Origin of the sequence: Caballeronia mineralivorans PML1(12), assembly GCF_001028175.1 — a bacterium.
GTDB lineage: Bacteria > Pseudomonadota > Gammaproteobacteria > Burkholderiales > Burkholderiaceae > Caballeronia > Caballeronia mineralivorans.
On sequence record NZ_AEJF01000053.1, the window covers coordinates 26,079 to 38,294 of the forward strand.

At 60.7% G+C, this 12,216-nt stretch carries 11 protein-coding genes; 7 read left to right on the plus strand and 4 right to left on the minus strand.

Annotated features, from left to right (window positions below; translation table 11 throughout):
* Position 1 precedes the first annotated feature (1 nt).
* From EOS_RS06055 to EOS_RS06065, 3 genes are read left to right on the plus strand one after another with little or no spacing between them, the layout of a single operon-like run.
* A complete protein-coding gene (locus tag EOS_RS06055; RefSeq protein WP_047845698.1) occupies positions 2–1,810 on the plus strand; it encodes a branched-chain amino acid ABC transporter ATP-binding protein/permease in 1,809 nt (602 codons plus the stop codon).
* Positions 1,798–2,529, plus strand: coding sequence for an ABC transporter ATP-binding protein (locus EOS_RS06060; protein ID WP_047845699.1), 732 nt, complete (start codon positions 1,798–1,800; stop codon positions 2,527–2,529). Before EOS_RS06055 ends, EOS_RS06060 begins: the two co-directional genes overlap by 13 nt.
* Before the next feature lie 49 nt (positions 2,530–2,578).
* Positions 2,579–3,127, plus strand: a complete 549-nt coding sequence (locus tag EOS_RS06065) for a hypothetical protein (protein ID WP_047845700.1) — start codon at positions 2,579–2,581, stop codon at positions 3,125–3,127.
* A 184-nt stretch (positions 3,128–3,311) separates the two neighbouring features.
* Here the strand turns inward: EOS_RS06065 and EOS_RS06070 are convergent, their stop codons facing one another.
* Complete coding sequence (locus tag EOS_RS06070; RefSeq protein WP_047845701.1) at positions 3,312–3,722, minus strand: DUF934 domain-containing protein; 411 nt, start codon at positions 3,720–3,722, stop codon at positions 3,312–3,314.
* Positions 3,719–5,509, minus strand: a complete 1,791-nt coding sequence (locus EOS_RS06075; protein WP_047845702.1) for a nitrite/sulfite reductase — start codon at positions 5,507–5,509, stop codon at positions 3,719–3,721. The genes EOS_RS06070 and EOS_RS06075 overlap by 4 nt, the downstream gene beginning before the upstream one ends.
* 370 nt (positions 5,510–5,879) lie before the next feature.
* On the opposite strand from EOS_RS06075, the gene EOS_RS44210 reads away from it, so the two are divergent.
* Complete coding sequence (locus tag EOS_RS44210) at positions 5,880–6,053, plus strand: DUF2970 domain-containing protein (RefSeq protein ID WP_047845703.1); 174 nt, start codon at positions 5,880–5,882, stop codon at positions 6,051–6,053.
* Between the two features lie 115 nt (positions 6,054–6,168).
* Here EOS_RS44210 and EOS_RS06085 read toward each other — a convergent pair whose 3' ends face one another.
* Positions 6,169–7,593, minus strand: coding sequence for an aminotransferase-like domain-containing protein (locus tag EOS_RS06085; RefSeq protein WP_047845704.1), 1,425 nt, complete (start codon positions 7,591–7,593; stop codon positions 6,169–6,171).
* A gap of 194 nt (positions 7,594–7,787) precedes the next feature.
* Between EOS_RS06085 and EOS_RS06090 the strand changes: the two genes are divergently transcribed.
* The 3 genes from EOS_RS06090 to ctaD all read left to right on the plus strand — a co-directional run bounded on the left by EOS_RS06090 (position 7,788) and on the right by ctaD (position 11,614).
* On the plus strand, positions 7,788–9,029 hold the full coding sequence (locus EOS_RS06090) for an aminotransferase-like domain-containing protein (RefSeq protein WP_235442715.1): 1,242 nt from the start codon (positions 7,788–7,790) through the stop codon (positions 9,027–9,029).
* On the plus strand, positions 9,026–9,928 hold the full coding sequence (gene dapA, locus EOS_RS06095) for a 4-hydroxy-tetrahydrodipicolinate synthase (protein WP_053063778.1): 903 nt from the start codon (positions 9,026–9,028) through the stop codon (positions 9,926–9,928). Before EOS_RS06090 ends, dapA begins: the two co-directional genes overlap by 4 nt.
* A 90-nt stretch (positions 9,929–10,018) precedes the next feature.
* Positions 10,019–11,614, plus strand: a complete 1,596-nt coding sequence (gene ctaD, locus EOS_RS06100; protein WP_047845705.1) for a cytochrome c oxidase subunit I — start codon at positions 10,019–10,021, stop codon at positions 11,612–11,614.
* A 136-nt stretch (positions 11,615–11,750) separates the two neighbouring features.
* Here the strand turns inward: ctaD and EOS_RS44215 are convergent.
* Positions 11,751–12,216: substrate binding domain-containing protein (locus tag EOS_RS44215; RefSeq protein WP_200908614.1), on the minus strand; the 466-nt coding region annotated here is incomplete at its 5' end.

Here is a 12,216-nt window from a genome sequence, read left to right on the forward strand (position 1 = left end):
CATGAACGCACTGCAGGCGTCATCACGTTGGTCTCGCGCGGCCGGCGTCGCTCTTCTTGCCGCCGCCGCGGCGCTGCCGGCTATCGCCAGCAATTATGTCATCGATGTCGGCCTGACCATCGCCACTTATTCGATCCTCGGCCTCGGGCTGAACATCGTGGTGGGCTATGCAGGGCTGCTGGATCTGGGCTATGCGGCCTTCTTTGCCATCGGTGCCTATACGACGGCGCTGCTGGAAACGCTGCTGCACTTCTCGTTCTGGGAAACGCTGCCGTTCAGCCTGGCGTTTGCCGGTGCTTCGGGTATCGTTATCGGATACCCCACACTGCGCCTGCGCAGCGACTATCTGGCCATTGTGACGCTGGGGTTCGGCGAGATCACGCGCATTGTCGCCACCAACCTCGACATCACGGGCGGCCCGAACGGCATCTACGGCATTGCCAGCCCAAGCCTGTTCGGTTACGAGATCAGCTCGCCGGGTGCGGTCTACGAACTGGGCATCGCGTTCCTCGTGTTGGTACTCGTGTTCGCGATCCGTCTCGGTCAGTCGAGGCTCGGTCGCGCCTGGACCAGCATCCGGGAGGACGAGGCAGCGGCCGAAGCGGTAGGCGTGCCGACGCTGCGCGTCAAACTGCTCGCCTATGTCATGGGCGCATTGATCGGCGGTTTCGGGGGCAGCCTGTTCGCCGCGCGCTTTGGGACCATCGACCCGACCGGCTTCACCTATCTGCAATCCGTCACCATCCTGATCGTCGTTGTGCTCGGTGGCCGGGGTAGCATTCCTGGCGTGATCCTGGGCGCAGTCATCGTTGCCGGCCTGCCTGAGATGCTGCGTTTCCTCAACCTGTGGCGCATCTTCGCTTTCGCGATCGGGCTGGTGATCCTGATGCTGCTGCGGCCGCAAGGGCTGTGGCCGGCACCGCTGCGCCGCGTGGCGCTGCCGCGCAAGGATGCCGGTGACGCTGCAACACCCGTGCCCCGGGAGACTGTCACCGGCGAAATCCTGCTCGAGGTGCGCAACATGCAGCGTCGCTTCGGCGGTGTGCAGGCGGTCGGGGGTATCAGCTTCACGGTGCGCAGTGGCGAGATCGTCAGCCTGATCGGCCCGAACGGCGCCGGCAAGACAACAGTGTTCAACTGTCTTACCGGTGTGACCCGCACGACCGGCGGTCAGGTTCTCTGGCGCGGCGCCTCGCTGGCCGGCGGAGCACCGCATCGCATCGTCCATCGCGGCATCGCGCGCACCTTCCAGGGCATCCGCCTGTTTGCCAACATGACGGCCGTCGAGAACGTGCTGATCGGCATGGATCATCGGCTCCGGACGTGGCTTTACGCCGAGCTGGTTGCGTGGCCCTCCGCGCGTGCCGAGGCAGCGGATCACGCAGCAGAAGGCCTGAGCTGGCTCGGCTTCGTCGGCCTTGGCGCCCGGGCGGGTGAACGCGCGGCCGACCTGCCCTATGGGGATCAACGCCGGCTGGAGATTGCCCGCGCCCTCGCCAGCAACCCGCGCCTGCTGCTGCTGGACGAGCCGGCAGCGGGGATGAACCCGACAGAGAAGCACGCGCTGATGGAATTGATCCGGCGTATCCGGGATCTTGGCGTGACGGTGCTGCTGATCGAGCACGACATGATGCTGGTGATGGGCGTGTCAGACCGGATTATTGTCATGGACCATGGCGTCATCATCGCCGAGGGCCTCCCTTCCGAAATCCAGGCCGACCAGCGTGTGGTCGACGCCTATCTCGGTACGGCCGGGAAAGACGAGGCCGCCGACGATGCTGCCGGGGAGGAATCGCTGTGGGACTCCTAGAGATCCGCGATCTGCAGGTGAGTTATGGAAACGTAGAGGTTCTGCATGGCATATCGCTGGACGTGTCCGAGGGCGAGATCGTTGCGTTGCTTGGCAGCAACGGGGCGGGAAAGACCACCACGCTACGGGCCATTTCCGGCCTGATTCGCCCGCGAGCGGGGGAGATTGTGATGGCCGGGCACCAACTGAACGCACTGCGGGCTCACCAGATCGTGGCGCTGGGTCTCGGTCACGTGCCGGAAGGCCGTCGCATGTTCGGCGCGCTGACGGTCGAGGAAAATCTGCGGCTCGGCGGCTATCTGATCCGGCGCGACGGCGCCACGCTGGCACAGCGCATGGACAGGGTCTATCAGACTTTTCCGCGGCTTGGTGAGCGACGCGGCCAGTTGGCGGGGACGCTCAGCGGCGGCGAACAGCAGATGCTGGCGATCGCACGCGCCCTGATGCTGCGGCCACGCATAATCGTGCTGGACGAACCGTCCATGGGGCTGGCACCGAAGCTGGTCCGCGCGATTTTCGGCATGATCGCCCACATCTGTAACGAAGGCACATCGATCCTCCTCGTCGAACAGAACGCACGTCAGGCGCTGCGCATCGCTCATCGGGCCTACGTGCTGGAAAGCGGGCGCATTGTGCTCGCCGGCTCAGCCCGGGATCTGGCGCAGGACAGTCGGGTCCGCGCCGCGTATCTTGGCGGCAGCGCAGTAGCTACAGAGTGACCCGTGAATGGGTCGGGAAAGGCGATTGCCTGGCGTAAGGAGTGTTGACATGGCATCCCGTGGATCGAAAATAAACAGCCCCGCATCGCGTCGGGCCTATAGCGCGCGCATCGCGCTGGCCTGCGCGGTAGTGCTCGCGCTAGGCGCCTGCGCGCAGCCGTGGCAGGGTTTCCAGGCGGGCGAACAGGAATCGGCCGTGATCGCCAAGCTGGGCCCGCCGCGCGAGGTCTACAACCTGCCCAATGGTTCGAAGCGGCTGATGTGGCCGACGCAGCCTTGGGGCGAATTCACCACGGCTGCGGACATCGACGCGACCGGCAAGGTGATCAGCGTCAGGCAAGTGCTGCAGCCGAGCGAGTTCTACCGCGCGGAACCCGGCAAGTGGACGAAGGATGATGTCCTGGTCAACTTCGGCCGACCGGAGGAGACGGCTTACTTCCCACTGATGAAGCGAGAAGTATGGACTTATCGCTATCTGGAGGACGACGTGTGGTATCAGCTCTTCCACTTCTATTTCGACGACACCGGCGTGCTGCGCGCGACCCAGAAGAGCCCAGATCCGCTCCACGAACACAATGGCAACGACCAGCCGTTTTGATTGCTCTCCCACGCGTTCCGCCGCCGACCCACAGTCTTTCCGCCGAATGCCCCGGACGGGCATGCGGATTTGTGACGAACGATCGAACGGCAAGCGCGCAAAAGCAGCTTTACGAACGGCTAGCCGCACAACAGTGACGCGTGCTGGCGCGACGTGATCGGGCCCTTGAGCGGGCTCGCTTACTTCAGCTTTCCGGCGTATTACGTCGAAGCACCGGCGTTTCGTTCACAACATCACTTTGGTAGAACGCAGGAAAGCGCTCGAATTGACGCTCGGCGTCAGTTGGATCCACACCTTCTTTCAATACGGCGCTGGAGAACCCGGTGCGCTCCATCTGGATGAGCTGGTCGATCAGAACATCACCAGTCGCTCTCAAATCGCCTTTGAAGTCGAGTCTGCGGCGCAGCAGATACGCCTGACTGTAAGCGCGGCCGTCGGTGAAATGAGGGAAGTGCAGTTCAATGCGCTCGATACTGCCAACCCGGTCTTTCAGCGTCAGCGGATCTTCGTCATTGGCGAGCGACACAACCTGCTGGCCCGCGTCCAGGGAGTGCTCAACTGTTGTAAGAAGCCTGATGCGCGCAATATCCGTCATGCGGCTCTCTCTCCATTCGCGCGCACATCGTTCGCGGCCACCTTGAAGGGGTCTAGTCCAACACGCCTTACCGTCTCGATGAAGAGCTCTTGCCTTGCGCCAACGGTTTGCCGGATGGCCAGGTACGTCGAAAGGACCGCCTCGATGACCCCAGGCACCTCGGGTGCTGAAAAAGATGGTCCGATCACTTTGCCCGGCTGCGCGGTGCCGCTCGCGGCCGAGCCGTCCGATCCACCCAGCGTGACCTGATACCACTCCTTGCCGTCCTTATCGACGCCGAGAATACCGATATGGCCGCTATGGTGATGACCACACGAGTTGATGCAGCCGCTGATATGGAGGTCTATTTCGCCGATATCATTGAGTTCGTCGAGATCCTGGTAACGCTCGGCGATCGCTTCGGCGACAGGGATTGAGCGTGCATTCGCCAAAGCGCAGAAGTCGCCCCCCGGACACGCGATCATGTCGGTGAGCAGATGCACGTTTGCACTGGCAAGCCCTGCATCGCGGGCCGCTTCCCAAAGGGCGCACAGGTCGTCGACATGAACCCATGGGAGCACGAGATTCTGAGTGTGTGTAACGCGCGCTTCGCCTGCCGAAAAGCGGTCGGTGAGTTCTGCGACAAGCTCGAGTTGATCGGCTGATGCGTCGCCCGGCGCCTGAAGGAGGCGCTTGAACGAGAGCGTCACGATCCGCATTGACGGATCCTTATGCAACGCGACGTTGCGCTGCAGCCAGCGTTCGAACAACGGGTGCTGCGCGGCTTGCTCCTTTAGCGTATCAGGAGCGTCGCGGCTGGCATGCGTGAGCCGCGCAGGCAGTTTTGGCGGGAGGAAGGATGCGCTCACGCGGTCCAGTTCGGCTTGGGGGATGGTATGCGGCCCGCCGTCATGTTCGACGATCTGGCGGAATTCCTCCTCCACCTCATCGACGTAACGCTGGCCCTCGGCTTTAACCAGAATCTTGATGCGTGCCTTGTACTTGTTATCGCGGCGGCCGTACCGGTTGTAGACGCGCACGACCGCCTCGATGTAATTCATGATGTGGTTCCACGGCAAGAACTCACGCAGTACGGTTCCAATGACGGGCGTGCGGCCCATGCCTCCTCCGACAGACACGCGAAAGCCCAGTTCGCCCGCATCGTTGCGCTGTAGGTGGAGGCCCACGTCATGCCAGTCCGTGGCGGCACGGTCTTCGGTTGCGCCAGTAATGGCAATCTTGAACTTGCGGGGCAGGAACGCAAATTCAGGGTGCAGCGTCGTCCATTGGCGCATGATTTCCGCGAAGGGCCGAGGATCGGCGAGTTCGTCGGGTGCAACGCCGGCACGTTCATCGCAGGAGATGTTGCGGATGCAATTGCCGCTCGTCTGGATGCCGTGCATGTCGACGCTTGCCAGGAGGTCCATCACGTCGGCCGCCTTTGACAGCGGAATCCAGTTAAACTGAACATTCGTGCGCGTGGTGAAGTGCGCGTAGTGGGTAGGCAGACGAACGGTGCCGAGCTTTCGTTGCGCATCCGACGCAAGCCGGTACACCTGCGCCTCGGGTTCGTCGTACTCACGTGCCACACGAGCCAGCACGCGAAGCTGCGAGCTTGATAACTCGCCGTATGGCACAGCCACGCGCAGCATCGGCGCATGGCGCTGAACATACCAGCCGTTCTGCAGGCGAAGCGGACGAAAGTCGTCTTCGCTCAGCTTACCGGTCTGCCACCGCTCGATCTGGTCGCGGAATTGCGCAGCTCGACTGCGCACGAAGGCTCTATCAAATTCGGTGTATTGGTACATTGTCGAGACTGTCCTGCGGCCCTGTCGGTGGGGGCCTCATTTTGTTTTATCGCCCTGACGTAGGGCAGTGCCCCAAGGTAAGGCAGTCGTGCGTCCGGGACAAGAAGCAGATGGCACCGGATACCGGGTAGCAGATCGAGTCAGGAATGAATTTTGGAGATTAGCTTATCGCGACGGGTCATATAAGGACGATCAATACCGCTTCGGGCTGACCCGCGGTGACGGCAGAGAGAAGCCCACCCTCTCTCTGCTGCTGCAAAACTTTGCCTAACTGCTGCTGTTTCGCGCGCCTTGATCCTCCTATCATGAAGTCAATGAAAAAGCTTTACCGTTGGTCAACCGCGAGAGGTGAGTCGTGACTTTTCTGAGAATGCTGAGAATCGTGCTGTGGAGCTTTTTTGGCGTCCGCAAGAGCGCGTCGCATCAGGCTGACATGGCGGCGATAAAGCTGCCATTGCTACCGTTGGTTGCAATCGGACTGGCTGCGGGTTTCGGTGCAGTACTGTTCTGCCTCGCGCGGTTTGCAACAACAGTGGCGCACTGAGCTTTCCGGCCGCGAACAAAGACTTCTGCTCTCACCAGCCGCAACACAACGGGGGTGCCGTCGGGGCGATATTTTCGCCAGTCAGTGCCCAGATGCGCGAGCGTGCAACGCGTCGCTATTTGGCACGCACTGACGGGCGGGTGAGTAACTCCCCCAGTACCCGAATCGCGTCGTCGATCTTCGGACTCCACGGATGACCGAAGTTGAGCCGCACGTAGTGCTCGAAGGCGTGTGTGGCAGAAAAGATCGGGCCCGGAGCGAGGCTGACGCCTTGCTCGATTGCAAGACGATGCAATTCCATCGCGTCAATCGCTTCGGGAAATTCGAGCCACAGAAAATACCCGCCGGTCGGATGCGTGCGTCGAGCGCCCTGGGGTAGCCAGCGCCGGATAGCGCTATCCATTTCTCCGAGTTGCTGGTTCAGTGCTCCGCGCAATTTTCGAAGGTGCTTATCGTAGCCCCCATGCTGAAGATAATCAGCCATACCAGCCTGTACCGGAATGCTGGCCGATAGGGTCGTCATCAATTTCAGCCGCTGAACTTTGTCCGTGAACCGTCCTGCCGACGTCCACCCGATTCTGTAGCCCGGCGCGAGCGTCTTCGAAAACGAACTGCAGTGCATGACGAGTCCCTGTTTGTCGAACGCCAATGCTGGCAACGGATACTCGGGCTGAAAGTGCAACTCGCCGTAGACGTCGTCTTCGATCAACGGTACCTCATGCTCCGCGAGCAATTCGACGAGGGTCTTCTTCTTCTCAAGCGAGAGTGTCACGCCGGTCGGGTTTTGAAAGTTCGTCATGAACCAGCAGGCGCGGATTGGATGCTTCTTCAAGGCGTCGGCGAGGGCGTCGAGATCGAGGCCGGTCACCGGATCGACCGGGATTTCGACGGCCCGCAAGTCCAGTCGTTCGATGGCCTGAAGCGCGGCGTAGAAACCAGGGGATTCGACGGCGACCACGTCGCCAGGCCGGGTGACCGCCATCAGGCACAGGTTCAATGCCTCCAGCGCGCCGTTGGTAATGACTATCTCCTCGATGGGCTGCGATATACCCATGCCCATGTAACGCATGGCGATCTGGCGGCGCAGGTGTTCATTGCCCGGTGGCAGATCGACCACGGTGCTCCACGGGCTGAGCAGCCGCGAGGCCTGTGCGAGCGACTTCGCAAGACGGGGTAGCGGAAAAAGAAGAGGGGAGGGAAAGGCCGAGCCCAGCGGCACGATGCCCGGCGTTTTTGCCGCGTCCAGCACGGAAAACACCAGGTCACTGATGTCGACTTTGCTTGATTCGGCGAGGGACGCGGTACGAGGCGTTCGTGCGGCGGTGACACTCGCGCCGGGTGCCACGTAATAACCGGAGCGTTCCTGCGCGCGAACCAGGCCCCATTCCTCAAGCAGGTAGTACGCACGAAACACCGTGGATTGACTCACGCCGTGTTGCGCGATGATCTGGCGCAGCGAGGGCATGCGCGAGCCGACCGCGATGCTGCCCGAGCGAATTTCAGCCGCCATTGCATTGGCCAGTATTTCGTATCTGTTCATCGGCTCTCAATGTCCCTGCGCTTGTTCCTGCACTACCCAACTGCTTCGTTAAAAAATCGTCATCTGCTGCTATGGCAACGGCTGCCATTTTCTTATGCTTCGTATCAGAAGGAAAGCGTCGTTGCGCGACTCCACTGTGGCTGATTGTCCGCCCTCCCAATCATTTGTATGCGGTTATTGGAAGCTAGCTCGAATTGACTATCGAAACCTCACAGTACGCGAGTGCGACCCGTCGCGTTCAACCGTCGGCTATTCGCGAGCTGTTCTCGCTGTTGTCCAGACCCGATGTCATTTCACTGGCCGGCGGCTTTCCCAGCGCGGCCGCACTCGATCTGAACGGGTTGCGCGGGGCGACGGAGCGTGCGCTCATCTCGTCGCTTTCAACGGCGTTTCAATACTGCAACAGTGAAGGCTATGGGCCGCTCAGGGATCTGATTGCCCAGCGGGCGAAGGCGAAGGGCATCAAGCTCGACGCGTCGGATCTTCTCATCACAACGGGATCCCAGCAGGCGATCGATTTGATCACGCGCGTGCTGGTCAATCCGGGTGATCGCGTCGCCGTTGAAGCACCGACCTATCTGGGTGCTCTGCAGACCTTTCAGTTTCAAGGTGCTGACGTGCTGCCCGTGCCGACGGATCACGAAGGGGTGAGGGTGGAGGAACTCGAAGCGCTGGTGGTGCGGCATCGACCGAAGTTGTTGTATCTGATTCCGAACTTCGCCAATCCGACCGGATATGTCATGTCTTTACGGCGACGTAAACAGGTGCTGTCGCTTGCGAAAACCCACCGTTTCTTCATTGTCGAAGACGACGCGTATGGCGAGCTCTATTTTGAAGAGCCGCCCCCGCCGTCGCTATTTGCGTTGGCGAACGAGGAAGAGCGTCAGTGGGTGGTCCATCTGGCGAGCTTTTCGAAAATACTCGCGCCCGGGCTTCGGCTCGCATGGCTCTCGGCGCCAGCGGAACTCTTGCGCCACGTGGTCGTGGCCAAACAGTTGGGCGACACGCATGCCCCGACACTGTCGCAGCTCGCTGCCTTTCACTACCTGAATGCGGGTTCGCTCGAACCTGCGCTCAGCCGCTTGCGCCGCTTCTACCAAAACCAGGCGCGTGCAATGCAGCGCGCGATCAAGACCGAACTGAGCGGTACACCCTTCAACGCCAGGCCCGCCGAGGGCGGAATGTTCTATTGGGCGGATCTTCCATTTGTGGACACGACGGCGATGCTGCGCAACGCGATAGAGGAGCACGGCGTGGCTTACGTCCCCGGAGCGGCGTTTTACGTCGGGCAACCGGAGCGCACGCGTCTACGGTTGTCGTTCGCGAGTGCATCGGTCGAGCAGATTGGGGAGGGCATCCGGCGTCTCGCACGTTGTATCCGGTGGGAGCGCGTTGAGGCATCGAATCAGATTACGCGTGCGGAGCAATTGCCATGACAAATTCGTCATTGTTGCAGGGATCAATGGTGGCGTTGCTCACGCCAATGACCCACGATGAGAAGATCGATTTCCCTGCACTCGAACGGCTCGTCGACCTCCATGTGGACGCTGGAACGAGCGCGATCGTGGTTGCGTCGACAACGGGGGAGGGCCCAACGCTCTCGCTCAAAGAACATGTGCTTCTGTATCGCGCCGCTGTCCTGTGTGCCGAGGGCCGGATTCCGGTGATCGGCGGCGTGGGGTCGCCGTCCACGCATGTCGGCTGTGAGCTGGCGAGAGCGGCCGCGAACGAGCGGGTCGACGCCATCCTCTGCGTGACGCCGTACTACAACCGGCCAAATTCTTTGGGTTTGCGGCGTCATTTCATGGCAGTGGCTGAAGCGACCGATACCCCGGTCATCCTCTATGACGTACCGCACCGCACGGGTGTGGCGCTTCCGGAGGATCTGATCGTGGAGCTGAGCGCTCATCCGAATATCATCGGCCTGAAGGACGCTACGGGGGATCTGCATCGGGCAGAGCGGCTGCTGCGTGCTGTCGGCGCCGAGTTCCAGATTCTCAGCGGCGATGATTCGACGGCCTTCGCCTTGATGGCTGCCGGTGGTGCCGGCGTGATTTCCGTGGCGGCGAACGTCGCGCCCTCCGCGGTTCGTGCCATGTGCGATGCAATCCGGCGAGCCGATATGAGAGACGCAGCACGGATCGACGAGACGCTCAGGCCGCTCTATGACCTCCTCTCGGCTGACACCAATCCAGTTCCAGCAAAGTGGCTCGCTCATCGAATCGGATGGATGAATGCGACGCTGCGCTTGCCGCTCGTTATCCGACCAGAACTGTCTCGCTGTCTCTCAGAAAGCGTTGCGCTCAATGCCTGCGAGACGTTACTTGGCCATTAGCGTCGGCATTAACGGCGACGGATATCCGAGTCCCGCGTCTGGTTGCGGGGCACGAACGATTGAATTGCTTACCTTGGCTCAGGAATAAAAATGAGTGATGTCACCTCCGACCCTGCTGTCGAACACCACGATGCGCACGATATTCCCGTCGGCTGGCGTCGATGGTTATTGGCGACGAATCACAAGGACATTGGCACGCTATATCTCCTGTTCTCGATCATTAACCTGATGATCGGCGGCGTGATGGCGCTGATGATTCGGGCGGAATTGTTCGAGCCCGGACTTCAGATCATGAGGCCGGAATTCTTCAACCAGTTGTCGACCGAGCATGGGCTCATCATGATCTTCGGGGCGGTCATGCCCGCTTTCGTCGGTCTCGCCAACTGGATGATTCCGCTGCAGATCGGGGCATCCGACATGGCGTTTGCCCGGATGAACAATTTGAGCTTCTGGCTCCTGCCTGTGTCCAGCGTGCTATTGATCGGCTCGTTCTGGGTACCCGGCGGCGCGCCGGCTGCAGGGTGGACGATGTATGCGCCACTTTCCACGCAGATGGGACCCGGGATGGACCTGTCGATCTTCGCGATTCATCTGGCCGGCGCGTCCTCGATCATGGGAGCGATCAATATCATCGTAACGATCCTCAACATGCGTGCGCCCGGCATGACGCTGATGAAAATGCCGATGTTCGCGTGGACATGGCTCGTTACCGCATTTTTGCTGATCGCCATCATGCCCGTGCTGGCCGGCGCGGTGACGATGCTGCTGTTTGACCGGCACTTCGGCACGTCGTTTTTCAACGCGGCGGGGGGCGGTGATCCGGTCTTGTACCAGCACATTTTCTGGTTCTTCGGGCACCCCGAGGTCTACGTCATGATCCTGCCGGGCTTCGGGATGGTATCTCAAGTGATTCCAGCGTTTTCCCGCAAGCCGTTGTTCGGTTATGCCTCCATGGTGTATGCCACATCATCCATTGGCATCCTCTCGTTCATGGTCTGGGCGCATCACATGTTCGTTACAGGCATGCCTGTGACCGGCCAACTGTTTTTCATGTACGCAACGATGACGATCGCCGTGCCGACCGGCGTGAAGGTGTTCAACTGGATCGCAACGATGTGGCGGGGTTCGCTCACCTTTGAAACGCCCATGCTCTTTGCAATGGGATTCATCTTTGTGTTTGTCGTAGGGGGACTGACCGGCGTGACGCTCGCCATGGCGCCGTTGAACGTTGCATTGCATGGCACCTACTATATCGTTGCGCACTTTCACTATGTGATGGTGGCGGGGTCGCTCTTTAGTATTTTTGCCGGCTGGTACTACTGGGTGCCGAAATGGACTGGCTACATGTATCACGAACTGCGCGGGAAGATTCATTTCTGGGGATCGATGATCTTCTTCAACATCACGTTTTTCCCCATGCATTTCCTGGGACTCGCCGGCATGCCCCGGCGCTATGCAGACTACCCCGCGCAGTTCACAGACTTTAACCAGATCGCGACGATTGGAGCATTCGGCTTCGGTCTCTTGCAGGTCTACTTTCTGTTTTGGGTAGCGTTGCCGACCTACCGCGGGACGGGGCAAGTGCAGGCCGAGGCGAAACCGTGGGACGGTGCCGAGGGTTTGGAGTGGACGTTGCCTAGTCCCGTGCCCTTTCATTCGTTTGAAACACCTCCTCACGTCGAATAGCACCGGCAAAGAGGAGCGGGGGTCGAATGCCTGGACATGCCGCAGGGTGAAGAACACAGCCGTTGCGACCCTCTGGGTCGAGACATGCTTCGTGCTCATCGGCGACATCGGAGCAGCCATGATCGCCGATACCTCATTAAAGTGCCCATGGCGGCCGCGGATTGAACGCGGCGACAAGGAAGTCGATCATGACCCGGACCTTCGCCGGGGGGGCGCGATCCGGCGAGCGAACCAGGTGTATGCCGCCCAGATCCGCAGTGCTGGCGTCGAGTGCGACCCTCTCCAGTTCGCCTCGCCGGATTGCGTCGGCAACGATGAACTCGGGTTCGTAGAGGACCCCGAGACCGGCGACGGCAACTGCGACGAGAGCGTCGCCGTTATTGGCCAGCATGGTTCCCTTTACGGCAACGCGCTTGTCGCCTTCCTTGCCGAACCGCCATTCCTCGGGTCGTGAGATGTTGGAAAAACAGACGCTCAGGCAATTGTGATTTCGCAAATCGGACCAGAGCCGGGGACGTCCGTGCTGTTCCCAGTAGCCGGGAGCCGCACAGACGATCATGGCGCTTTCGGTCAGCTTGCGGGAGACAAGACGGCTGTCCTTC